The organism is Labrenzia sp. C1B70 (genome assembly GCF_000475395.1).
GTDB lineage: Bacteria > Pseudomonadota > Alphaproteobacteria > Rhizobiales > Stappiaceae > Roseibium > Roseibium algicola.
Window position 1 is genome coordinate 330,804 of the sequence record NZ_AXCE01000006.1, and the last position, 21,628, is coordinate 352,431.

A 21,628-nucleotide genomic window follows, 5' to 3' on the forward strand; every position below is an offset into this window, starting at 1 on the left:
TGCTTCAGTTCACGTTGGATTCCGACAGTGGCAGAAGCACGGTCCTGTTCAGCAGGGCATCGGGATCGTGTATTTCCGGCACCTGGGTGCAGTCGGGCTGCGGTTCGGTTGTCTCGCCGCGCTTTTCCTTGAGTTCCGCGCAGATGGGAATGGCCGCCTGCCGGGTGCCGTTGACAGCCGTCGTCACGATGTCTTGCAGGGTGCCTTCGCCAGCGTGCAACGCGACAGCGAGATGCTTTCCGAACAGCGATATCGTACGGTCTGCGGAATAATTGGCTGACTGGCCTGGACCTGAGGAAATGACCAACGCTTCCGGCCTGTTCTTGTTATCGACCGCATGATGTTCAAGAAGGCCAAGGTCGAACGCCTGAGGATTGTTGGTGTCGAGTATCAAAATGACTTCGCCAGCAGGAATGGCGTGGATCAGTGCCGCAAATGCGGAAGCAGACATCCAGGTTCCGTCGCTGATCGCCTGAAGCGTTGTCTCGGGCTTGGCGCTGGCCCAGAGCTCCAGCGCATAGTTGGTTTGGTCAGCGGTACCGGTTTGCTCGACAACACCAAGTGGCAAGTTGGCATAGATCACCAGCCGGTCTTCAGGTCCCAGCTTGTTGGCAAGTTCGGTTGCCTTGAGTTTGAGTGCCGCAGCACTGGCGCCCTCGTTGACAAGCAAGTGTTGTCGGTCGGGCCCGGCGTCGAGCCTTGGGGCCAGTGAGGACATCACCTTGTCCACGCTGTAACGGCAGATTTCGACCGATTGCGGGTTCCAGGGAGGGCAGGTCCCAAGACCGAGGATGTGGTTCTTCAACGACGCGCCATCTTCGGCTGCGGAAGGTTGACCATAAAAGGGAAACATCACAATGGCTGCCGCCACGAGGCAGCGGCATGCGTCACCCCACGACCGAACCCGGCGTGTCCTTGCCTCTGGTACGCTTACGGCCATCATGTCTCCCTGAAACCTGTTTTGACAGGATTTGGTATTTATACTTTTCAACAGTGAAGGCTGAATAAACCAGACTGCGTATATCTATAGAACTCTGTTGTAATCTGTTAATCAACTTTCTTTTGGCAAAGCAGTCTTCAAAGCATGCTGAAACATGCGAAACGAAGATGCAGAACTTATCTTTCGATACTAATGTTACGTAACGTAAAATTAGATCTCAGGCATTCAGTTGTTTGAGACGCTCGATCACTTGTTGGGTGTCGTCTGTAAGGGTTCCGGTGTCGGCCTTTCCCACCGCACTGACCATGCGGATCAAATCTGGCAGAGTGTCGCGGCCGCCAAGATTTACCGTACGTTTGATGAGGCGCCGGATCATGTCGTCCGGATTGCTGCTCTGGTTGGCGAGCCATTTGGCAAACTGGAACAGTTCCTCCACTTCACCGGCAGGCATTGCAAACACCGACTGAAGCTGTTCCAGGATCATATCCTGTTCGGCTCTGGAAATGCCGCCATCGGTTTCGGCGACGAGGACCAGGAGAGCTGCAGCCGAAACACGAGGGTCATCGACACCTTCCGCCGGGTGCTGGTTTGCTCGTGTCCTGAACCCGAAACGCCGCGCGGCTGCCTTGATGTCTTGAGCAGCATCAAGCACCACCCTGGTGTTGTCGGCGACCCTGCGAACTCGATAGATCCAAAAAGCGCCAGCGGCTAAAATGCCAAGAGCTGCAAGCAGAATATGCAAGGAAAATCTCCTTCAAAAAAACTGCGTCAGCTTTACCTCAGGTTGCGGGAAAAATCGTGACAAAAATCACGAGGGTGCCGGGAGTTGAAAGAAAAAAAGCCGCGCCGGTTCGGCGCGACTGTTTTTCGACGGCTCAATCAGGAATCGTTGCCGTCGGTCTTGTCCATGAGCGGCTGGTTGGTTGCCTGATTGCCGTCCAGGTCCATTTTGGTTGAAGCGTGGTTTTCAACACGGCCTTCAACCTGCTGTTCGGCGGTCAACGGTTCGTCACCGTCAAGATCGCCCACCATTGCTTTGGGGGCATCAACCGGTGCGTCAGCCGCAGCTGCTGCGTTTGCTTCAGGACATGCAACGATTGGCTTGTCGCCACTTCCGTCGCTGCCGCAAGGGTCTTCCGCCTGTGCGAAGCTGACCATTGCCGTGGAGGCGATGAATGCGCTCATGAGCGGAACGATTGTCTTCTTAAGGGTAAGCATTGGTTTTCTCCTTTGCTTCGTGAGACACCTGCAACTGACTGAGACCTGACTTGAGGTCCGTGCCGTTGAGGCGGTCGGGGAGAAAATGCAATGACACCCGGTATCGTTCCTGATTTTTCAGTCACGAAATTTTCAGATGAGGAACATCAAATTTCAGGAACGAAATGGGCAGGCACTTTTCGCGCGCGTGGGTAAACGGTATTGAGAAACAAGACGTTGAATGGAAAAAGTGAAACGGCGCCATCAACGGCGCCGTTCGGGATTTCAACGTTTGGAGAGGGCTGACATTGCCCTGGCGCTCGCAAATCAGGAAGCTGCTGCCACCTGTTGGTCTTTTGACGCAACAAGGCGTGTAACCACGTTTTCTATAATCTTGTGGCCGGCATCCTGATCCAGAGACATGATCGACTCCGGATGGAATTGCACCGCCGCGATCGCTTCTTTCTCATGTTCTATCGCCATCACGATCCCGTCGTCGGTTTCCGCAGTCACGCGGATATCTGCCGGCACCGTTTCCCGTTTGGCGTAAAGCGAGTGGTAGCGGCCGACGACCACCGGGGCGTTGAGGCCTTCAAACAGCAACGAGTTTCCGGAAACGGAAATCGGCGATGGCTTGCCGTGCATCGGTACGTCAAGCTGGCCCAGTTCCGCCCCGAAGTATTCGGAGAGCGCCTGCAGCCCGAGGCAGACACCGAAGATGGGCAAGGCGCGCGCGCGAGCCCGGCCGATGGTGGCGGCACAGTCGAAGTCCTTGGGATTGCCTGGGCCGGGAGACAGGACCACCAGATCCGGATTGACGTCGTGAAAAACGTGGTCTGCCACCGGGGTTCGATAGGTAACGACATCTGCGCCGGTCTGGCGGAAATAGTTGGCAAGCGTGTGCACGAAACTGTCTTCGTGATCGACCAGCAGAATCTTCATACCTTTGCCGGGTTTCCGGTCCTCGCGCTTTTCCTGCGCGTTGACGGCAAGACCGGCCTCGCGAACGGCTGCCCGCATGGCTTCCGCCTTCAGTTCGGTTTCGGCTTCCTCGTCTTCCGGAACACTGTCGTACAGCAGGGTCGCGCCGGCACGGATCTGGGCTGTGCCATCCTTGATGCGCACGGTGCGCAACGTCAGGCCGGTGTTCATGTCTCCATTGAAGAGCACGGCACCAATTGCGCCGCCATACCAGGCGCGTGGGGACTTTTCATGGTCTTCGATAAACTGCATGGCCCAGCGTTTGGGCGCGCCTGTCACGGTTACCGCCCAGGTATGGGAGAGGAAAGCATCGAGCGCATCCATGTCTTCACGCAGGATGCCTTCTATGTGGTCCACCGTATGGATCAGGCGGGAGTACATCTCGATCTGCCGCCGCCCGATCACCCGAACGGAGCCGGGAACGCAGACGCGGCTCTTGTCGTTGCGGTCGACATCGGAGCACATGGTCAGTTCCGCTTCGTCCTTGGCAGAGTTCAGCAGCTTGCGGATTTGGGCTTCGTCTTCAATGGCGTTCTTGCCGCGCCGGATCGTTCCGGAAATCGGGCAGGTTTCCACCCGGCGACCACCGGTGACCCGGACGTACATCTCCGGCGAAGCGCCGACGAGATATTCCTGATTGCCGAGATTGAAGAAGAATGAATAGGGGGAAGGGTTGATCTGGGCGAGGCGCCGCGAAACGGCGGACGGTGGATTGGCGCAGGGCTCGTAGAAGGTCTGGCCGGGCACGGTCTCGAACAGATCGCCCCTGCGGAAGTAGTCCTTGGCCTTCTCGACAAGCTTTGCATATTCGCCAGGTTCATGATCGCCGCGGCCCGGGTCACGGTTCGCCGGCGTATATTGCTGCTTGGCTCCCGTCCGTTCCATGCCCTTGGTGGTACGGCCACCGACAACAAAGTCATATTCCAGCACGTAGGCGCGTTTGCCGTGGTGATCGACGATCAGGATCTCATCCGGCAGAAACAGGACGACGTCGCGCTGGTCGTCCGGTCGGTCGAGCTTCTGTTCGATGGGCTCGAACTGAAAGGCAACGTCATAGCCGAAGGCGCCGTAGAGCCCGAGCTGGTCATCGCCACAGGCGAACATGTCCTTCAGGGCACGGATGATCGAAAAGGTAGACGGCTGGCGTGAGCGTTCTTCCTCGTTGAACAACCGGTTGGGCCGCTTGACCGTTAGCTGGATCTTGCCGGTGTCGGCATTGAACGTGTCCACATCGTCATGTTTTTTAAACACTTCGGCAATTGCCGGCAGCAGCAGGCCGCCGCGGTCGTTCAGAGCACGGATCTCGACGTTTCTGTCCGTTGCTTCCATCACCAGGGGCGGGTTCACCAGCGCCATGTCCCAGCGAGTATACCGTCCGGGATATTCATAGGAGGAGGAAAGGACCGCCCCCATTTCGGCATCCAGCCGGTCGATCCATTCCGACGTTCCGGTTTCGTAGTCGGAAGGGCGCGATGTGCGCAGGATGGTGATCCCGCAATCGGTTTCATAGGTCTGGTCTGCCAGCACCGGCATGTCTCTGGTCCCGTTCTGGTGGCTGCCTTTGTGACGGCCTTATAAAGAACCAAGGCCGCCAGCGGTGTCCCGCGGCGGCCTTTGGTTTGATACTCGATCCCTTCAGAGCATGACTGATCGCTGGCCGCCTATTTCGCGCGACGCCACCACCAAGCTGCTTTCAGGTTCATGTTCATGGCAAGAGGGATAGATTATACGCTTCTGGATGGCAATGAAAAAAGACTACCTGACGTTTTACCGGCTTTTCCAGTGCGGCGCGGGGCGCCCATCCTTCAGACCGTGCTTCAGCCATTCGTCCCAGGCTGCATCGATATCATTATAAGTCCCATTCTCCTGTATGGCGTGCAGTCCCTCATCGAGAAGGGCTGCTACCGCGCTTGAGCGCTCGGGCGTCAATTTGGAAAACGACACGAAGAGACCGAACCTTGCGAGTTCGTGGACAGCCTTGGGGGCTGGGGAAATGAGATCCTGACTGTTGTTGATGTGAAAGTCGGCAACCTTTTCGTAAGCGACGGCGTAGTCGGTTCGCCTCTTCGCTACCAGCGCAAGTGTCTGCAGATCGGAATCCACTTCAACCTTCGAGATCGTCTCGTCGGCATCGAAGGCGTCGGTGTAGGTGTACCCTCTGACCACGGAGAAGGTCTTGTCTTTCAGGAAATCGGGATGAAATTTCGCCGTGTTGTCCGGATGGCTGTAGACCAGGATCTTTCCGAAAAAGAGCGGTGTCTGGTGAAAAATGAAATTGCGCTTGTTTTCATCCGAGCCGGTGGTGTCGAAGCAGCCAAGCTGTCTGCCCTGCGCGACCTCACGTATGCACCTGTTGTACGGCATGACGTGAAGCGTGACGTCGCAGTGTTTTGCGCTCAAGGCGGCGGTTACTAGATCCACTGCAAATCCGCGTAGCTCTCCCTCATGAAGGCCTGAATAGGGAAAAAAGGCATCTTCCGCTGCAAGAACGATCTCTTCATGCATCGGGCATTGGCCGGATTGTTCCGCCTTCGCGTTATCGATCGGCGACAGCAGCATCGCACTGAATAGAACCAACGCATGCGGCAGCCTGACTGTAATACATTCAAGCAATGCCATTGCCCGGCACGCCGTCTGGGAAGGCGATGATCCCATTTCGGTGGTCGACCCTTTCAGTGTTGGGAAACCCGTTCACGCCTGGCTGTCGTGAAGGTCCTTCATATTTTCGTTTCGCTCTCGAACTTCAGCTTCCTGAAAGGTCGCATGAAATGTGAGAGAAATGGCTCGGCAGAGACCGAGAATCTCATCGATGGCGAGTATATAGATGACCGACCGTGTTTGTCTTGCAACCTGGATACAAGTTCTGGTCAGGACCGGCTTCTCCACCAAAGCTCACGGAAAACCTTCATTTTCTGCTTGCCTTCTTGACCCTTCCGCCAAGATGCTGTTTTTGCAGTGCAGCGATTTTCAACAAGGTGCCTCCGCACGAACGGAGGCCGAGTGGCTGACAGAAAACTGGCAGTGAGGGGCACATGGAACACTACGATCTGGTTGTGATCGGCAGCGGACCGGCCGGGCGCCGGGCGGCGATTCAGGCGGCAAAATTCGGATACAATGTTCTGGTGGTGGAACGCGGACGGCGGGTCGGCGGCGTTTCGGTGCACACCGGGACCATTCCTTCCAAGACTTTGCGTGAGACCGTGCTCAACCTGACCGGATGGCGCGAACGGGGCTTCTACGGCCGCTCCTACCGGGTGAAGGAAGACCTGACGGCTGCGGACCTTCGTGCGCGGTTGCACATCACCCTCAATCACGAGGTCGAGGTTCTGGAGCACCAGTTTGCCCGAAACAAGGTCGATACGATCCGGGGCGAGGCAAGGTTCATCGAGCCGCACAAGATCGAAGTGGAGGGCGATGCCGGGGAAGTTCATTTCATCACCTCGGACAAGTTCATCATCGCCGTCGGCACCAAGCCCTTCCGCCCCGACTATGTTCCCTTTGATGGCGAGTATGTTCTCGATAGCGACGAGATCCTCGAGCTTGGCGAATTGCCCCGGTCGGTCGCTGTCATCGGCGCAGGTGTTATCGGTGTCGAATATGCCTCGATATTTTCCGCGCTCGATGTACACGTGACGCTGATCGAGCCGCGTGAAACGATGCTCGACTTCCTGGACAAGGAGCTCGTTGCCGATTTCACGCATCAGCTCCGAGACCGCGGAATTGCGCTGCGCTTCGGGGCAAAAGTCCAGAAGATCGAAAAACACGGTCCCGCAGAATGTGAAATCACGCTGGAAGGCGGCCGTAGTGTCCGGTCCAACGTCATCCTGTTTGCGGCAGGGCGCATGGGCGCGACCCCGAACCTGAACCTGCAAAGCTGCGGCCTGGAAGTGGACCACCGTGGTCGTCTGAAGGTCGATCCGATGACTTTTCAGACCGACGTACCGCATATCTATGCGGCTGGAGATGTCATCGGTTTTCCGAGCCTTGCCTCGACATCCATGGAGCAGGGGCGCATTGCAGCCTGCCAGGCATTGGGAGAAAAGGCCTACGATCCGCCAGAGTATTTTCCCTACGGCATCTATGCGGTTCCGGAAATTTCGACCGTCGGCATGACCGAGGAGGAGATCAAGGAACGCGGCATTCCCTACGAGTGCGGCGTTGCCCGTTTCCGCGAAACGTCACGCGGCCACATCATGGGCCTCGATACCGGCATGCTGAAGATGATCTTCTCGCTCAAGACCCGCCGGCTTCTAGGATGTCATATTGTGGGCGAAGGGGCGACCGAACTGGTTCACATCGGTCAGGCCGTTCTCAATCTGCGTGGTACGTTGGAGTATTTCGTCGAAAACACCTTCAATTACCCGACGCTGGCCGAGGCCTACAAGATCGCCGCGCTCGATGCCTGGAACCGTATGCCGCCACTGGATCACTGAACCAGCGGTGGCGTCATTGTCTGACGAGCTCTTCCAGATCAACTGGAATAAGGCGGACGATCCGAACTCAGCAGAGCCAGCAATTCTCCGGCAAGGCTGCCTGAGTGACTTCGCCGCCATCTTCGATCCAGTGTGCAATTCCCTTTTCGACGTTGATCACGTTGGTGAAGCCGGCCTGTCCGGCGAGATATTCTGACAGAGCCTGGCTTCGTTGCCCTGTCTGGCAGATTAACACCACTTCGTCCGAGGGGCCGGAAATCAACTTCTGAAGTTCGCTGCCGAAGGCAGGGTTCACCTGGCCACTGTTATTGAAGAACGTAACCAGGTGGCTGCCCGGAATGACGCCGGTTTGCTTCCACTCGTCAGGACGCCGGATATCAATGACCGTGGTGCCTGAGGCGAGCTTTGCCTTCAGGGTGCCGTTGTCGATATCGGAGAATTTCTTCGCCTTGACCTCAAGCAGTTCGATTTCGAATTTCAATGTTGCATCCGGCGGAATGATCCCGCCTGCGCCTTGCGACCCGTAAGCCATGTCCGGCGGAATGATCAGCTCGCGCTTGCCGCCGACCTGCATGCCCTCGACGCCTTTTTCCCAACCGGGAATAACGCGCCGCTCTCCCAGCGTGAACGAAAATGGCGTGCCTCGGTCGACGCTGGAGTCGAACTTCGTTCCGTCCATCAGCCAGCCGGTGTAGTGCACCACCACCGTTTCACCGACGTTTGCTTCTTCGCCGGTACCTTTTTCAATATCCCGGATCTGCAGCTCTTCCTGTGCCTGTGCCGGCAGGACGAAAAGCATGATGGCGAGAATGCGCGTAACCCATTTGAGCATGATGTGTGGTCCCGGTGTGTTGTTACGGATAAGAATTGGTCATCTGGGACAGGAAAACAATCCGGGTTTCCATCACAGTGACGGTAAGTCACAAGGCCGGGGTGGCTTGTGGTTTCCAGACCAGAGGCGCCTGGCTAGCGTATGCGCCAGTCAGGTCTTGCCAAGAGGATCGTTGACGGAGCGAATGAGCTTTTCCAGAAGGTCTGACAATTGCTGTTGTTCTTTTTCGCTTAACCCGCTCACCGCCTGCTGCTGTTTTGCAATGTAGTCGGGCATTTGCCCCTTTATCAGGTCCAGTCCCTTTGGGGTCAGGCAAACGGTGAGTGCCCGCCTGTCATCTGGATGCGGGCAGCGTTCAACCAGACCTGCTTTCTCCAGTTTATCGACCCGGGCCGTCATGCCGCCCGAGCTCATCATCGTGGTCCGGTACAATTCCGTCGGTGTCAGCTTGTAGGGTGGTCCTGACCGCACGAGGGTCGCCAGAACATCGAATTCACCCGTCTTCAGTCCGATATCCGCGTAGGCAGGGGCAAGATAGTCGCGACCCATCACCTGAGATGCTTCGTTCAATCGACCAAGCAGAACCATTGGCGACAACTGCTCCGCGATCTCGGGTATTTCCCTTTGCCATTGCCTGCGCGCGCGCTCCGCACGGTCGATTAGCAGGTCTTCCGGATCTCCGAACAGGTGATCCGATGGCTTCTTGGTGTCGCTTGACCGGGTGGTCATGGTCGGAAACTCCAGATCATTTCCAGTCAGATGACGCACTTTTTTACAAGGGAACAAGAGGTTGCGTAACTAGCTGACATATCGACTGTTTTTGTTGTTCCGATACTCGCTGTTTCGGGTGGTTCTGTCAACTGATGTCAAGAATCTTGAAATTAAGTATCTTGAAATCAAGATAAAATGCGTTATCTGTTCTGGTAACGGTGCAGCATCAAGCCAGCGCCAAATTGTGAGGAAGGACAGTCCCATGGTGGACACGACCAGATTAGGAACATCCGCAAGTACGGCTTCCCTGCAGCAACAAGCTTCTCTTTCAGGCGAGAGGCGTGAAAGTCCTTTGGATCAGCCGTTGGTGCTGTTGTTGATTGTCGGTGGTTTTCTCGCCGTATCCACGGTGATTGCGAAGGCCGCCCCCATGACCGGGTGGCATCCTTTGGCCCTGTTGCAGTGGTCCATCCTTGGCGGTGCTGCGGGTTTGTTCGTTATTAGCAGGATTGCGTCCGGAGGAAGTATCGCCGCCAAAGGGGACACAGGTGTCAGCCGGGGCCAGTTTGCCTTCTACCTGCTGGTCAGCGGTCTCCTGTTCATTGCCCCGAACATGATCGCAGTGGTTGCTGCGCCAAAGGTCGGGGCGGGGTTTGTTTCCCTGAGCTACGCTTTTCCGCTGGTTCTGACTTATGGATTTGCTGTTCTGTTGCGCCTGGAGAAGTTTCAGGTTCTGCGTGGGGTTGGCGTTCTGTTCGGTCTGGCTGGTGGCATCTTGCTGGCGGCGTCTGGACGTCAGCTTTCCGTGGATGCCTCCTGGTGGGCAATGTTTGCTCTGTCGATCCCTGTATTCCTGGCTTCCGGAAACATTTTTCGCACGGTGAAGTGGCCAGCAGGCGCAAGGCCGGTCAATCTTGCTCTCGGCATGATGCTGGTCGGGTTTGCGGCACTCGGACTATTTACTGCCATGGCCGGTATCCCCGTTGTGCCCGGCACCTGGTCACTGGAGGCCACTGGCCTGCTGGCAGCCCAAATAACGATATTCGCTTTTCAGTACGGGCTGTATTTTCGCCTTCAGCACACAGCCGGGCCTGTCTATCTCAGCCAGATAGGCTCCGTCGCCGCGGTGATTGGTCTTGGCCTTGGATATCTCGCCTTTGGTGAAGTGCCAAACATGGCGAAACTGGCGGCCGTCGCAGCTGTCGGGGCAGGGATTGTGCTCGTCAGCAAAGGGCGCGGCGCTGGAGCGAAAAAGTCAGGCTAGTCTTGCCATGCCCCTAAGAACCGATCCCGCAACTCGCGGGGTCGGTTTGTCGTTTTTGGTTTCCAGGTGATTTCTCACCCCCAGAGCCAGGCAGCTCCCCGCACACCAGAGCTGTCGCCGTGCATAGCCTTGCGGATCGGTGTCTCGAAGGTATCGGAGAAGATGTAAGGCGTCATCGCGGGGGGAAGGTCGGCATAAAGTTCGTCGATATTCGACATGCCGCCACCCAGGACGAATACGTCCGGATCGAGCAGATTAGCCGACATTGCAAGCGCACGGGCAAGACGGCTGACATAAGCCTCGTAGACGGCAGTTGCCACCACGTCGCCGGAACGTTTCAGTGCCATGATCTCATGGCCTTTCAGCAGCGTTCCGGTCCTGTCCTTGTAGTCAAGCTGAAAACCCGTTCCCGAACACCAGCGATCGATGGCGCCCTTGTGGCCGATCCAGCTGTCGGGACCCGGATACTCCTCCGGCTTTAGCCAGGGCACGGTGATCGCTCCCCATTCGCCACCGATGCCGTTGGCACCAAGATGGGCTTTCGCGTCGATGGCGATGCCCGAGCCGCTGCCTGTGCCGATGATGATAGCGTGAACGATATGCGCTCCAGCACCTGCGCCATCGGTCGCTTCGGAAACAGCGAGACAGTTTGCGTCATTTTGGATACGAACCGGGCGGCCAAGGACCCTCTGCAGGTCCTGGTCCAGGGGCTTGCCGTTCATCCAGGTGGAATTGGCGTTCTTGACCAGGCCTGTCTTGGGGGAAAGCGAACCGGGAATTCCAAGACCGAGCGTTCCCGTCTGTCCAGTTGCCTTTTCGGCCGCCTCGACCAGAAAACGGACTGCTTCCAGACAACCTTCATAGTCGTCCCTGGGTGTGTCGACCCGTTGCCGGAACAGTTCCTCGCCCTCGTTGGAAAGAGCGATGATTTCGATCTTGGTTCCACCCCAGTCAATTCCCAGCCGCATTTTCAGTCCATCCGTCTTGGCAGTTCGAAGGCAGCTGTCTGGCCGTCTTCAAGTTCGCTTGTTTGTTTTCCGTAGGTTTTGAATTTTTTCAAGATTACGGTCATTTCCTCCGCATCCAGTATCACAGGTTCACCCAGGATCAGGGCTGATAGATACTGGTCTGCCAGATCTTCCACGCCTTCCGCGGTTGACAGCGCCTTCTGCAAGGTTGCTCCACCGGCGATCTGCCCATGATTTGCAAGCAGGCAGGCGTTTCTGTCGCCAAGTGCTGAAATCATTGCCTCGGACAATCCGCGGGTGCCGAAGGTGGCGTAATGGGCGCATTCGATACGGTCGCCACCGGCAAGCGCCACCATATAGTGAAATGCAGGAATACCGCGCCGGTGACAGGACAGGGCGGTCGCGCGAGGACTATGGCAATGCACCACCGCGCCGCAATCCGGCTTCGCCAGATAGAAGTCAAGATGCATCCGCCATTCGGAAGACGGTAGTGTCTCGCCGCGGTAGCAGCCCTCCCAGTCCAGCGCGACAATCTTGTCTTCAGTCAGATTTTCGTAAGGCGTTCCCGACGGCGTCACCAAAAAACCGGATTCGGTGCGTGCACTGACATTTCCTGACGTGCCCTTGGTCAGTCCGAGACGAGGCAAGGCGCGGGCTGTCTCGATGATCGCACGGCGCAGGTCAGGTGTGTCACCTGGAAAGGTGGGCATTCGGGGCCTCTTTGGTTCTGGTTCGGGTGCGAGCGTTACGTTTGGCTGCGCGACCGTGGAAGCGGCGCTTACATGACAGGTATCCGGTTGCCTTTTCAAGGTATTGGTTTGATAAATCCCGTGCCCTTGACCACTCGGTTGAGGATCGCGGTGTTAAGGGACTGAATGGCAGGTTTCGCAGACAAGCTCAGGCATTTGCTTGGATCGGCTGCAATGTCGGCAGACCGGACGGGCAGGGGAGCGCAATCCAGGTCGAGGCCGGGGCACCGTTCCAAGGGCCCGCGCTGGGCCGAGCCGGACATGGAAACTCTGTCTGAAGGAGGCGAGCCCAGGAGGCCCGGCCTGCCAACCCGCGCGTCCAGATCTCGTAAACGTGCTCAGGTGACGCCGTACTACATCTGGGGAACCCTGGCGTTGCTGGCTGCCGGTTTCGCCGTTGGCGGCCTGTTCCTGCACCTTGCCGGGCAAGGGAGTGAGGAAAGCGTTGCAACCGCCCCCTTGATGCCTGATCCGCTTTCTTCCCTGCAGTCTCCGGCCAAGCAGGTGCTGCTGGCTCCCGAACCGGAACTGTCCGCGGAGCTGAAACGCAGCTTCCTGGGTCAGCCGGATCAGCTATGCGACGAATTACGGTCTCTGGGGCTCGGAAATCCTGGCTGGAGCCGGGCACCTTTCAGTGAAGGCCGCTGGCAATGTGCATCCGACCTGGTGCCCTTGACCACACCCAGCGTCGACTACGGTTCGACAACTCTTTTCTTTCTGCTGCGCGGCCCATCGGAAAAAAGCATCGATTATCTGCGGCTGAAGCTGGTGGTGGAAGATCCGCGCCAGATGCAGATCGGCCTTGATGCGGTCTGGCTGGTGATCGACGCCCTGTCGCTTCGGTATGGCTGGACGGTTCCGGAAGTGTTTCGCGAGGCGGTTTCCGGGTTCAGGCAACTGGAGACGACCCACAGAGGCGTGCGGCTGTCGGTTTCGCCGGAAGATCCAAATCTGACGGGTGACCCGCTGGCAAGCCAACGGCTCAACATCATTCTGGACTTTGGCGAGCCGGACCTTATCCGGCCCGCCGACAGGTTTGAAAAAGCACCGCCACTGGAAAGCGGCTGGAGTGTCAGGGCCCCGGACGGTCAGGCAAGGGAATAAACTCTTCCGCATCGCCGGGTACCGTATCGAAACGGCCAAGACGCCAATCTTCCTTGGCCTGCTCGATGCGCTCTTTCGATGAAGACACGAAGTTCCACCAGATATAACGCCGGCCGTCCATCGGTTCGCCGCCAAGCACTACGAAACGGGCCGGCACGGGAGACGTGTTTTCGATCACCAGATGATCACCCGGTTTGAACACCAGCAGCTGGGCTGGATCGAAATTCTGGCCGGCGATGGTGATCTGGCCCGAGACCGTGTAAAGGCCGCGCTCTTCCCACCCGGCATCCAGCGGGATCTTCGCTCCCGGTTCCAGCGTGATATCGGCATAGAACATGTCGGACGCTGTCTTCACCGGTGCCTTGTGGCCATAAAGCTCGCCCGCGATAAGTTTGACTGAAGCGCCCTTATCGGCAAATTCCGGCTGTTCTTCTGTGCCGTGGTGCTGGAAGGTCGGGTCGGTCTCTTCCAGGTGTTTGGGCAGGGCCACCCAGCTCTGCAGGCCGAACAGGGGACGTTTTTCCTGCAGGCGTTCCGGCCTCTCACGTTCGGAATGCACGATGCCCTTGCCGGCGCTCATCCAGTTCAGAGCACCGGGGGCAATTGCAATCTCCGTTCCAAGGCTGTCACGATGATACATCTCTCCTTCGAAGAGATAGGTAACTGTCGCCAACCCGATGTGAGGATGCGGGCGCACGTCGATACCGCCACCGACCAAAAGCTCTGCCGGGCCCATCTGGTCGAAGAAGATGAAAGGGCCAACCATCCGCCGCCTGGCAGACGGCAAGGCACGTCTTACCGAAAATCCACCGAGGTCGGATGTCCGCGGTACGATGATCGTTTCAATCGGGTCACAGCTTGCAGCATTTCCCGGTACGGGATCAGGGCAATTCAACCAGCTCATCTGCCTCTCCATCAAAGAACATTCTGTCTTGCAAACTAGATAGGGCCAGCGAAGCCGAAGTGTCCATTGAACAGTCTGTTTCGGGTTTTCATCCCCTGCACAATCTGTATAACGACCGGCCCTTCCTTGCTTTTGTTTGGTGCGACATGAAACGCGTGATGATCGTTGGCGGCCCGGGCTCGGGCAAAAGCACGCTTGCCGTTGCCCTTGGGCGGAAAACCGGATTGCCGGTCTATCATATGGACAAGATCCACTACCGCTCCGGTTGGAACGAGCGGACGCGGGAAGAGAAAGACCGGCTGACGCATGAGGTCCATCTGAAGGATGTGTGGATCTTCGAGGGCGGTCATTCAAGCACCTATGCGGAACGTATCGAACGTGCCGACACTTTCATCTGGCTCGATGTCCCGGTAACGCGCCGCATATTTCGAGTGCTGAAACGGTCGGTGAAATACAATGGGCAAAGCCGTCCGGATCTGGCCGAGGGCTGCCCGGAGCAGTTCAACTGGCAAACTGTTGAATTCCTGAGGTTCATCTGGCGAACGAGACACTCCGCCAGAGCCAAGCTGGAGCACATCTACCGCGAACCTCCGGACCATCTGAAAGTCTATCGGTTCAACCCCCTTGCCGAAATCGACGATTTTCTGGCGCGCCCCTGGCAACAAGGATGAAGGCTCATCCTGTCTCTTGACAGGTGCGCCTGACGGGCGGCACAACAGGGGTTCACCCGGGGTGCCTCCAGAAGAGGCTGAGATACTGCTGGCGCACTTGCGCAGTGCAGGGACCCGACGAACCTGATCCAGGTCATGCTGGCGAAGGGAAGGTGTTCTCGGCCAACTGCGTTCGCCACGGCAATGCTCCAACCCGGCCACCTTTCCAAGCCGAATGTCCGAAATGCGGGACCTTTTCCGGTTCTTGCGGAGATCCGTTGAATGCAAGCGGGCTATCAGACATTCCGTGATGTCGAACGACTGACGTCCACCCTGGCAGGAGAGGAGGAATGAAGGTCGGTATCAAAGGGGCGGGTGTCGCCGGTCTGGCACTGGCACATGAGCTTGTCTCGCGCGGTGTGCGGGTGGAGCTGCTGGAAAAACACAAGGATCTCACCGCCAGTGCCTCCTGGCTCGCAGGCGGCATGTTGGCGCCATGGTGTGAGCGGGAAGGTGCCGAGGAAGATGTTCTGCGGCTCGGGCAAGCCTCCATTGGCTGGTGGAGCAAGGTTCTGCCGGGGCAGGTCCGGCACAATGGCACGCTGGTTGTTGCCGCGCCGCGCGATACCGGCGAGTTAAGTCGCTTTGCTTCTCGAACCAGCGGCTTTGCCTGGCTTGAAGCTGACGCGCTGGGCGCACTCGAGCCGGACCTCGCAGGCCGATTTGCAAAGGGGCTTCATTTTGCCGGAGAAGCCCATCTCGATCCGCGGCGGGCCCTCACGGCATTGCGGGCAAAGGTGTCTGAAAGCGGTGCAAAGGTGAGGTTAGAGGCGCAGCACTTCACCGCGGCGACCGATCTTGTCGCCGATTGTACCGGCATGGCCTCGCCGGATCCGCATTTGCGTCCCGTACGCGGTGAAATGCTGATCCTCCACGCGCCGGATGTCTCGCTTTCGCGGCCGGTGCGTTTTCTGCACCCGCGCATCCCGGTCTATGTGGTGCCTCGTGACAACGGTGTCTTCATGGTCGGGGCAACCATGATCGAAAGCGGTGACCAGGGAGCGGTCAGTGTTCGGTCCACCATGGAACTTCTAAATGCCGCCTACAGCCTGCATCCGGGATTTGCCGAGGCAAAGATCATCGAAACCGGGGTGGGCCTTCGCCCGGCATATCCGAACAATCTTCCTCGTCTCACGTTTACCGGCAACACGTTGTCAATGAACGGATTCTACCGGCACGGCTTCCTGCTTGCTCCGCATTTTGCCATGGAGGCGGCAGGCAGGATCGTGCAACACCTTCAGGAGATGTCCCTTGAAGCTAACCATTAACGGCGAACCTCAGGAAGTTGTCAGCGCGACGCTGGCTGCGCTTCTGGACGAACTTGCCTATGACCATGAGTTTCTTGCAACGGCACGCAACGGCGATCTGGTTTGTGCTGAAGAACGAACCGATTGCTTCCTTCAAGCTGGCGACCGTATCGAGATCCTGTCGCCGATGCAGGGAGGATGACGCCCATGTTTGAAGTTTATGGCGAAAGCGTTGCGTCGCGTTTCCTGCTTGGAACTGCCCAGTACCCATCACCCCAAATTCTGTCGGACGCGGTGAAGGTATCCGGGGCTGAAATTCTGACGGTGTCCCTTCGGCGCGAAACGGCAGGAAGTGGCGGAGGCGGCCGGTTCTGGGACCTGATCCGGGAACTGAACGTCAAGGTGCTGCCCAACACTGCGGGATGTCATTCGGTGAAGGAAGCCGTCACCACCGCAAAAATGGCACGCGACCTTTTTGGAACCGACTGGATCAAGCTGGAAGTGATCGGTCATCACGACAGCCTGCAGCCGGATGTCTTTGGCCTAGTTGAAGCCGCACGTATCCTGAGCGATGACGGCTTCAAGGTGTTTCCCTATACGACGGACGATATTGTCGTCGGCGAACGGTTGCTTGAGGCGGGGTGCCAGGTGTTGATGCCCTGGTGTGCGCCAATCGGTTCGGCGAAAGGGCCGGTCAATCCGGATGCCCTTCGTGCCTATCGCAGTCACTTCAAAGGCATCCCACTTGTTGTGGATGCCGGTCTTGGCAGACCGTCCCATGCGACCGCTGTTCTGGAACTCGGTTTCGATGCGGTGCTGCTGAATACGGCTGTGGCAAAGGCCGGAGACCCTGTCGCAATGGCCAAGGCCTTTGCAGTTGCAATTGAGGCCGGTCGCCTGGCCTATGAAGCCCAACCCCTGGAACCTCGCGACATGGCGGTTCCTTCTACCCCGGTTCTCGGAATGGCGGTGTTTGAATGAAGCTCGATCCCTTTTACCTCATCGTCGACAGTTCCGACTGGATCGAGCGGCTGGTTCCGCTTGGCGTCAAACTGGTTCAACTACGCATCAAGGACGCGAGCGACGAAGTCCTGCGCAAGGAAATCGCAGCATCCAAGAGCGCTTGCGAGAAGCACGGCTGCCAACTTGTCGTGAACGACTATTGGCAGCTCGCGATTGAGCTGGACTGCGACTTTGTCCACCTTGGTCAGGAAGACCTTGCTGACGCCGATGTCGGTGCCATTCGCAAGGCGGGGCTGAAACTTGGCGTTTCGACCCATGACGGTGAGGAACTGGAAACCGCTCTTTCTGTCGAGCCCGACTATGTCGCGCTGGGGCCTGTCTATCCAACGATCCTGAAAGAAATGAAATGGGCGCCCCAAGGCGTTGAAAAGGTTGGTCGGTGGAAGCGGCAGATCGGCGAATTGCCGCTTGTTGCTATCGGTGGCCTCAATCCGGAGCGTCTGCCGGGTGTGTTCGAGAACGGTGCAGATATCGCAGCCGTTGTCACCGACATCACCCGGAATGCCGACCCGGAAGCGCGCACCAGGGAATGGATAATGGCGACAGATCCCTGGCGGTAGGTTGGGTGCGTTTCGCCTTCGGCCTGGCTAAACGAATATCGCCTTGTCGCGCGCGACTTGATCGCGCAGAAAATCCTGTGCCGCGGCGACATGGCGGAGAGGGCGCGAACTTTCATGTGTCACCATCCAGTAGGCCCGGTGAAGCTTTATCTCCGGGAGAACGGCGATCAGGTCGGTATTATCGCGCGCGATAAAATCGTGAAGTATGCCGATACCGGCGCCGGACCTGACTGCTTCGGTCTGGCCGAGTGCGGAGGCGATTTCAAATCGTGCGGTCCAGTCTTTCAGGATCTCGGTGCCGTAGTTCAGCGATGGCGAATAGAGCAGGTCTTCCACGTAGCCAATAAGATCGTGGTCGATCAGATTGCTTGCGGAGGCAGGTGTTCCCCGGCTTTCCAGATAGGTTTTTGACGCATAAAGGCCGAGCGAATAGTCGACGAGCTTGCCGGCAACCAGCCTGCCTGTTTCCGGCCTGTCTATTGTCACGGCGATATCAGCTTCACGGCGGGAGAGCGAGAAGGAGCGGGGTACGGGAACGAGCTGCACCGTCAGTCCTGGATGTTTTTCCGTGAGCTTGCCAAGCCGGGGCGCAAGATACGCGACACCGAAACCATCGGGCGCACCGATGCGAACGGTTCCGGAAATTTCCGGCGTGTTGTTTGTCAGGTCGGCTTCCGCTGCCACCGCCTCGGCTTCGATCCGTTCTGCCCGGTCAAAGAACCGGCTGCCGGCTTCCGTCAGAAGGCAGCCGGATGTTGATCTGTCGAAGAGGCGTGTGCCGATGCTGTCTTCGAGGCTCGTCAGCCTGCGCGCCACCGTGGCGTGATTGAGGCCGAGACGGCGCGCTGCCGCCAGGATTTGTCCTGTTCGAGCGATCGCGAGAAAGATGCGGATGTCGTCCCAATTCATGTCGATTTGCTTTCCGCGATGACCAGCCACTCCGATTTGTTTTTTTCAGCTGATGTCAGATACAAGGCACGATGCCGCCGCGTTCATGTTGTTGAGATCACGCCTTGCTGCACACCGGCTTTTGGTAGAGTTTCAGCCGGGATGACAACCGAGGGGGATTGGACCTATCGTTTGTCTCAGACGCTTCGTGGCGTTTTATTGCATAACTTCAAAAAACGCACAACGGGTCCGGAAATCTGGTTCTTGTTTGTAGCAAAAATAAAAGTCAAAAAGACATCATCTCGGACGCTCGCCCAAAATCCTTTTGGCTGGTGTCAGGACATATTGGGAGAAACGCGACATGCGGAAGATCGGTCATTTTATCGGCGGCAAGTACGTGGAGGGAACCTCCGGCCGCTTTGCAGACGTCTACAATCCGGCTACCGGTGAAGTCGAGGCGCAGGTCGCCCTGGCCAGCCAGGCCGAGATGGACGCGGCAATTGCCAATGCTGCTGCCGCACAGCCTGCCTGGGCTGCCACCAACCCGCAGCGTCGCGCTCGCGTGATGATGAAGTTCGTAGATCTTCTCAACCGCGACATGGACAAGCTGGCTGAAGCTCTTTCCCGCGAGCACGGCAAAACGATTCCGGACGCCAAGGGCGACGTTATCCGCGGTCTGGAAGTCGCCGAGTTCTGCATTGGTGCGCCGCATCTCCTGAAGGGTGAATTCACCGAAGGCGCCGGTCCTGGCATCGACATGTACTCCATGCGCCAGCCGCTTGGCGTCGTTGCCGGCATCACGCCGTTCAACTTCCCGGCCATGATCCCGATGTGGAAATTCTGCCCGGCGATCGCTTGTGGCAACGCCTTCATTCTGAAGCCGTCCGAGCGCGATCCGTCCGTGCCGATCATGCTTGCTGAACTGATGATCGAAGCCGGTCTGCCGGAAGGTGTTCTGAACGTCGTCAACGGCGACAAGAGCGCGGTCGATGCAATCCTGGACGACGAAACCATCCAGGCTGTCGGCTTCGTCGGTTCCACGCCGATTGCCCAGTATGTTTATGCCCGTGCAACTGCATCCGGCAAACGCGCCCAGTGCTTCGGTGGCGCAAAGAACCACATGATCATCATGCCGGATGCCGACCTTGATCAGGCGGCCGATGCTCTGATTGGTGCGGGTTACGGCGCGGCCGGCGAGCGTTGCATGGCTGTTTCTGTTGCCGTGCCGGTTGGCGAAAGCACCGCAAATGCACTGATCGAGAAGCTTGCGCCGAAGGTGGAAGCACTGAAGATCGGGCCGTACACGGCTGGCAATGACGTCGACTTCGGTCCGCTGGTGACCAAGGAAGCGCTTGCCCGCGTAAAGGGTCTCGTCGACCAGGGCATCAAGGAAGGTGCGAAGCTGGTTGTCGATGGCCGCGATTTCTCCATGCAGGGCTATGAGAACGGCTTCTTCATGGGCGGCTGCCTGTTCGACAACGTCACCAAGGACATGGACATCTACAAGACCGAAATCTTCGGTCCGGTCCTGTCCGTGGTTCGCGCAGAGACCTACGAAGAAGCTCTCGATCTGCCGCTCAGCCACGAATACGGCAACGGCACTGCGATCTTCACCCGTGACGGCGACACCGCCCGCGACTTCGCGTCCCGCATCAACATCGGCATGGTCGGCATCAACGTGCCGATCCCGGTGCCGCTCGCCTACCACACTTTCGGCGGCTGGAAGAAGTCCGGCTTTGGCGATCTTAACCAGCATGGTCCGGACGGGTTCAAGTTTTACACCCGCACCAAGACCGTGACCTCCCGCTGGCCGTCAGGCCTGAAAGACGGGGCCGAGTTCGTGATCCCGACGATGAAATAATTCCTCCCGGACCAAGTCCGGTCTGGCGCTCCCGGCTTCGCCTGGAGCGCCTCTTTTTTGTCTTGTAAAATGATAAAAGATGAATTTTATTATTTATTATGAAATGCGTGTGGAGATCTCTCATGCCTCAGATAATTCCGCCTGTCCTTTTCGGCCTGTTCCTGTTGTCGATGGTCCCGGTTACGATCTTGTGTCCCGGTTCGCCCATGCTTCCTGCACCGTTCCAGTAGACCGGTTTGGCAGTCGTCGCTCTGGGATTGTTTTTCCTCAAAAAGGGGCATGGCACGTTCCTTTCGCAAGAAACGGAAATCCATACGTTCCGGCAACCAACCCGCTTGGTGACCTCCGGAATCTACGCGCTTTCGCGCAATCCGATGTATCTTGGGTTTTTGTTGATGCTGCTCGGGGTCGCTGTCTGCACCAACGAAGCATTGAACGTCCTTTTCGCAATCGTCTTTTTTCTGGCCGCGCAGTTTTGGTATATCCCGATTGAGGAGCGGAACGCCGAGAAGACGTTTGGCCAGCCTTACCTGGACTACAGAAAAAGTGTGAGGCGCTGGCTTTAGAAATGGCAAGACCGAAGGTTGAAAACGCCGAAATCCGGGAGAGCCTGCTGCAGGCTGCGGAAAACCGCTTGCGGCGGCAAGGTTCGCCGCGTTTTTCCGTGACTGATTTGGCGGCCGATTGTCGGATGTCGCAATCGAATGTCTACCGGTTTTTTCCCAACAAGGCGGCTCTCATGGCCGGCTTGGCGGAACGCTGGTTCGCAGACGTGGAAGTTGCGCTTCAGGTGGAAATTTCAGCTGCGGAAAGCTGGCAATCGAAACTGGCAGCTTTTGTCAGGGGGCAGCTCGTAATCAAGTCAGAAAGGTTTGACGACGATCCGGACCTGTTCCGGGCCTATCTTACTCTGGCTGGAGAGCATCCCGAACCTGTCACCATGCACGCGAGCAGATTACGGAAAATGCTGGAAGGGATCCTTGGCGCCGTATTTGAAGGACGCGAACTGAAAAGGGCGTGCGAATTGGTTGAAGACGCAACGCAACTGTTCAGGGACCCGTTTCTGATTGCCCGCCTTAGGCCAAGGTGCACGGAAGAACGCGCCGAAGCGGTTCTCGCCGCGGTGCTTTCCGAATTGGAGCATCGTCTCGTGCGATAGCTGTCACCGCTAACCTCCGCTAAAGGCACTGGCTGTTAGACGCAGCAGCTGCCTTTCTCGGGCGTTTGTTGGAAACAAGGCCTGCCCAAAGCCGTCT

General features: G+C 57.6%; 23 protein-coding genes and 1 riboswitch. Of the genes, 12 read left to right on the forward strand and 11 right to left on the reverse strand.

The window, feature by feature from the left end; all coding sequences use genetic code 11:
* Positions 1–4: 4 nt before the first annotated feature.
* The 5 genes from Q666_RS43230 to Q666_RS43250 form a co-directional block, all read right to left on the reverse strand.
* The gene (locus Q666_RS43230) at positions 5–940 is read right to left on the reverse strand and encodes a hypothetical protein (protein ID WP_208994020.1); all 936 of its coding nucleotides are present in this window, start codon (positions 938–940) and stop codon (positions 5–7) included.
* 217 nt (positions 941–1,157) lie between these two features.
* Positions 1,158–1,682: a TerB family tellurite resistance protein gene (locus tag Q666_RS64770; protein ID WP_023004079.1), complete on the reverse strand. Its 525-nt coding sequence runs from the start codon at positions 1,680–1,682 to the stop codon at positions 1,158–1,160.
* Between the two features lie 137 nt (positions 1,683–1,819).
* Positions 1,820–2,158: a hypothetical protein gene (locus Q666_RS43240; protein ID WP_023004080.1), complete on the reverse strand. Its 339-nt coding sequence runs from the start codon at positions 2,156–2,158 to the stop codon at positions 1,820–1,822.
* A gap of 306 nt (positions 2,159–2,464) precedes the next feature.
* Positions 2,465–4,651 (reverse strand): anthranilate synthase component I, encoded by a 2,187-nt coding sequence (locus Q666_RS43245; protein ID WP_023004081.1) that lies wholly within the window; start codon positions 4,649–4,651, stop codon positions 2,465–2,467.
* Between the two features lie 234 nt (positions 4,652–4,885).
* On the reverse strand, positions 4,886–5,737 hold the full coding sequence (locus tag Q666_RS43250; protein WP_161633294.1) for a transporter substrate-binding domain-containing protein: 852 nt from the start codon (positions 5,735–5,737) through the stop codon (positions 4,886–4,888).
* 205 nt (positions 5,738–5,942) lie between these two features.
* Here Q666_RS43250 and Q666_RS65895 point away from each other — a divergent pair, with 205 nt between their 5' ends.
* Both Q666_RS65895 and sthA read left to right on the forward strand, forming a co-directional pair.
* A complete protein-coding gene (locus Q666_RS65895) occupies positions 5,943–6,143 on the forward strand; it encodes a hypothetical protein (protein ID WP_152533308.1) in 201 nt (66 codons plus the stop codon).
* A gap of 7 nt (positions 6,144–6,150) precedes the next feature.
* A complete protein-coding gene (gene sthA / locus Q666_RS43260) occupies positions 6,151–7,551 on the forward strand; it encodes a Si-specific NAD(P)(+) transhydrogenase (protein WP_023004084.1) in 1,401 nt (466 codons plus the stop codon).
* Positions 7,552–7,618: 67 nt separating this feature from the next.
* Here sthA and Q666_RS43265 read toward each other — a convergent pair whose 3' ends face one another.
* Positions 7,619–8,383: an FKBP-type peptidyl-prolyl cis-trans isomerase gene (locus Q666_RS43265; protein WP_023004085.1), complete on the reverse strand. Its 765-nt coding sequence runs from the start codon at positions 8,381–8,383 to the stop codon at positions 7,619–7,621.
* Positions 8,384–8,533: 150 nt separating this feature from the next.
* Complete coding sequence (locus Q666_RS43270) at positions 8,534–9,112, reverse strand: MarR family winged helix-turn-helix transcriptional regulator (protein ID WP_023014493.1); 579 nt, start codon at positions 9,110–9,112, stop codon at positions 8,534–8,536.
* Positions 9,113–9,356: 244 nt separating this feature from the next.
* Here Q666_RS43270 and Q666_RS43275 point away from each other — a divergent pair, with 244 nt between their 5' ends.
* Positions 9,357–10,358 carry a DMT family transporter gene (locus tag Q666_RS43275; RefSeq protein WP_031270778.1) on the forward strand — a complete coding sequence of 334 codons (1,002 nt, stop codon included), beginning with the start codon at positions 9,357–9,359 and terminating at the stop codon, positions 10,356–10,358.
* Positions 10,359–10,432: 74 nt separating this feature from the next.
* On the opposite strand, the gene Q666_RS43280 is transcribed toward Q666_RS43275, so the two are convergent.
* Both Q666_RS43280 and Q666_RS43285 read right to left on the reverse strand, forming a co-directional pair.
* Positions 10,433–11,326 carry an ROK family protein gene (locus Q666_RS43280; RefSeq protein WP_023004088.1) on the reverse strand — a complete coding sequence of 298 codons (894 nt, stop codon included), beginning with the start codon at positions 11,324–11,326 and terminating at the stop codon, positions 10,433–10,435.
* Positions 11,327–11,328: 2 nt separating this feature from the next.
* Positions 11,329–12,036: a class II aldolase/adducin family protein gene (locus tag Q666_RS43285; protein WP_023004089.1), complete on the reverse strand. Its 708-nt coding sequence runs from the start codon at positions 12,034–12,036 to the stop codon at positions 11,329–11,331.
* Positions 12,037–12,336: 300 nt separating this feature from the next.
* On the opposite strand from Q666_RS43285, the gene Q666_RS43290 reads away from it, so the two are divergent.
* The gene (locus Q666_RS43290; protein WP_152506886.1) at positions 12,337–13,179 is read left to right on the forward strand and encodes a DUF6030 family protein; all 843 of its coding nucleotides are present in this window, start codon (positions 12,337–12,339) and stop codon (positions 13,177–13,179) included.
* On the opposite strand, the gene Q666_RS43295 is transcribed toward Q666_RS43290, so the two are convergent.
* Positions 13,148–14,083 carry a pirin family protein gene (locus tag Q666_RS43295; RefSeq protein ID WP_031270780.1) on the reverse strand — a complete coding sequence of 312 codons (936 nt, stop codon included), beginning with the start codon at positions 14,081–14,083 and terminating at the stop codon, positions 13,148–13,150. The two genes, Q666_RS43290 and Q666_RS43295, sit on opposite strands and share 32 nt — an antisense overlap.
* A gap of 146 nt (positions 14,084–14,229) precedes the next feature.
* Here Q666_RS43295 and Q666_RS43300 point away from each other — a divergent pair, with 146 nt between their 5' ends.
* The 5 genes from Q666_RS43300 (at position 14,230) to Q666_RS43320 (ending at position 17,623) form a co-directional block, all read left to right on the forward strand.
* Positions 14,230–14,754, forward strand: a complete 525-nt coding sequence (locus tag Q666_RS43300) for a DNA topology modulation protein FlaR (protein ID WP_035907968.1) — start codon at positions 14,230–14,232, stop codon at positions 14,752–14,754.
* 47 nt (positions 14,755–14,801) lie between these two features.
* A riboswitch (TPP riboswitch) is annotated at positions 14,802–14,922 on the forward strand.
* 161 nt (positions 14,923–15,083) lie between these two features.
* Positions 15,084–16,061: a glycine oxidase ThiO gene (thiO, locus tag Q666_RS43305; protein ID WP_023004093.1), complete on the forward strand. Its 978-nt coding sequence runs from the start codon at positions 15,084–15,086 to the stop codon at positions 16,059–16,061.
* Positions 16,045–16,242, forward strand: a complete 198-nt coding sequence (thiS, locus tag Q666_RS43310) for a sulfur carrier protein ThiS (protein WP_023004094.1) — start codon at positions 16,045–16,047, stop codon at positions 16,240–16,242. Before thiO ends, thiS begins: the two co-directional genes overlap by 17 nt.
* Positions 16,243–16,247: 5 nt before the next feature.
* Complete coding sequence (locus Q666_RS43315; RefSeq protein WP_031270781.1) at positions 16,248–17,021, forward strand: thiazole synthase; 774 nt, start codon at positions 16,248–16,250, stop codon at positions 17,019–17,021.
* The gene (locus tag Q666_RS43320; RefSeq protein ID WP_023004096.1) at positions 17,018–17,623 is read left to right on the forward strand and encodes a thiamine phosphate synthase; all 606 of its coding nucleotides are present in this window, start codon (positions 17,018–17,020) and stop codon (positions 17,621–17,623) included. Before Q666_RS43315 ends, Q666_RS43320 begins: the two co-directional genes overlap by 4 nt.
* Before the next feature lie 27 nt (positions 17,624–17,650).
* Here Q666_RS43320 and Q666_RS43325 read toward each other — a convergent pair whose 3' ends face one another.
* On the reverse strand, positions 17,651–18,532 hold the full coding sequence (locus tag Q666_RS43325) for a LysR family transcriptional regulator (protein ID WP_031270782.1): 882 nt from the start codon (positions 18,530–18,532) through the stop codon (positions 17,651–17,653).
* Positions 18,533–18,872: 340 nt separating this feature from the next.
* On the opposite strand from Q666_RS43325, the gene Q666_RS43330 reads away from it, so the two are divergent.
* The 3 genes from Q666_RS43330 to Q666_RS43340 all read left to right on the forward strand — a co-directional run bounded on the left by Q666_RS43330 (position 18,873) and on the right by Q666_RS43340 (position 21,531).
* Positions 18,873–20,372, forward strand: a complete 1,500-nt coding sequence (locus Q666_RS43330) for a CoA-acylating methylmalonate-semialdehyde dehydrogenase (protein WP_023004098.1) — start codon at positions 18,873–18,875, stop codon at positions 20,370–20,372.
* A gap of 236 nt (positions 20,373–20,608) precedes the next feature.
* Positions 20,609–20,938 carry an isoprenylcysteine carboxylmethyltransferase family protein gene (locus tag Q666_RS43335; RefSeq protein ID WP_051990092.1) on the forward strand — a complete coding sequence of 110 codons (330 nt, stop codon included), beginning with the start codon at positions 20,609–20,611 and terminating at the stop codon, positions 20,936–20,938.
* A gap of 2 nt (positions 20,939–20,940) precedes the next feature.
* Positions 20,941–21,531, forward strand: coding sequence for a TetR family transcriptional regulator (locus Q666_RS43340; protein WP_023004100.1), 591 nt, complete (start codon positions 20,941–20,943; stop codon positions 21,529–21,531).
* Positions 21,532–21,628 lie beyond the last annotated feature (97 nt).

Coding starts and splice junctions, on each gene's coding strand:
- Q666_RS43240 (WP_023004080.1), bottom strand. CDS start 2,158: ATGCTTACCCTTAAGAAGACAATCGTTCCGCTCATGAGCGCATTCATC.
- Q666_RS43340 (WP_023004100.1), top strand. CDS start 20,941: ATGGCAAGACCGAAGGTTGAAAACGCCGAAATCCGGGAGAGCCTGCTG.
- Q666_RS43295 (WP_031270780.1), bottom strand. CDS start 14,083: ATGAGCTGGTTGAATTGCCCTGATCCCGTACCGGGAAATGCTGCAAGC.
- Q666_RS43300 (WP_035907968.1), top strand. CDS start 14,230: ATGAAACGCGTGATGATCGTTGGCGGCCCGGGCTCGGGCAAAAGCACG.
- Q666_RS43280 (WP_023004088.1), bottom strand. CDS start 11,326: ATGCGGCTGGGAATTGACTGGGGTGGAACCAAGATCGAAATCATCGCT.
- Q666_RS43290 (WP_152506886.1), top strand. CDS start 12,337: ATGGAAACTCTGTCTGAAGGAGGCGAGCCCAGGAGGCCCGGCCTGCCA.
- sthA (WP_023004084.1), top strand. CDS start 6,151: ATGGAACACTACGATCTGGTTGTGATCGGCAGCGGACCGGCCGGGCGC.
- Q666_RS43275 (WP_031270778.1), top strand. CDS start 9,357: ATGGTGGACACGACCAGATTAGGAACATCCGCAAGTACGGCTTCCCTG.
- thiO (WP_023004093.1), top strand. CDS start 15,084: ATGAAGGTCGGTATCAAAGGGGCGGGTGTCGCCGGTCTGGCACTGGCA.
- Q666_RS43325 (WP_031270782.1), bottom strand. CDS start 18,532: ATGAATTGGGACGACATCCGCATCTTTCTCGCGATCGCTCGAACAGGA.
- Q666_RS43245 (WP_023004081.1), bottom strand. CDS start 4,651: ATGCCGGTGCTGGCAGACCAGACCTATGAAACCGATTGCGGGATCACC.
- Q666_RS65895 (WP_152533308.1), top strand. CDS start 5,943: ATGACCGACCGTGTTTGTCTTGCAACCTGGATACAAGTTCTGGTCAGG.
- Q666_RS43265 (WP_023004085.1), bottom strand. CDS start 8,383: ATGCTCAAATGGGTTACGCGCATTCTCGCCATCATGCTTTTCGTCCTG.
- Q666_RS43330 (WP_023004098.1), top strand. CDS start 18,873: ATGCGGAAGATCGGTCATTTTATCGGCGGCAAGTACGTGGAGGGAACC.
- Q666_RS43285 (WP_023004089.1), bottom strand. CDS start 12,036: ATGCCCACCTTTCCAGGTGACACACCTGACCTGCGCCGTGCGATCATC.
- Q666_RS43320 (WP_023004096.1), top strand. CDS start 17,018: ATGAAGCTCGATCCCTTTTACCTCATCGTCGACAGTTCCGACTGGATC.
- Q666_RS43315 (WP_031270781.1), top strand. CDS start 16,248: ATGTTTGAAGTTTATGGCGAAAGCGTTGCGTCGCGTTTCCTGCTTGGA.
- Q666_RS43270 (WP_023014493.1), bottom strand. CDS start 9,112: ATGACCACCCGGTCAAGCGACACCAAGAAGCCATCGGATCACCTGTTC.
- Q666_RS43230 (WP_208994020.1), bottom strand. CDS start 940: ATGGCCGTAAGCGTACCAGAGGCAAGGACACGCCGGGTTCGGTCGTGG.
- Q666_RS43250 (WP_161633294.1), bottom strand. CDS start 5,737: ATGGCATTGCTTGAATGTATTACAGTCAGGCTGCCGCATGCGTTGGTT.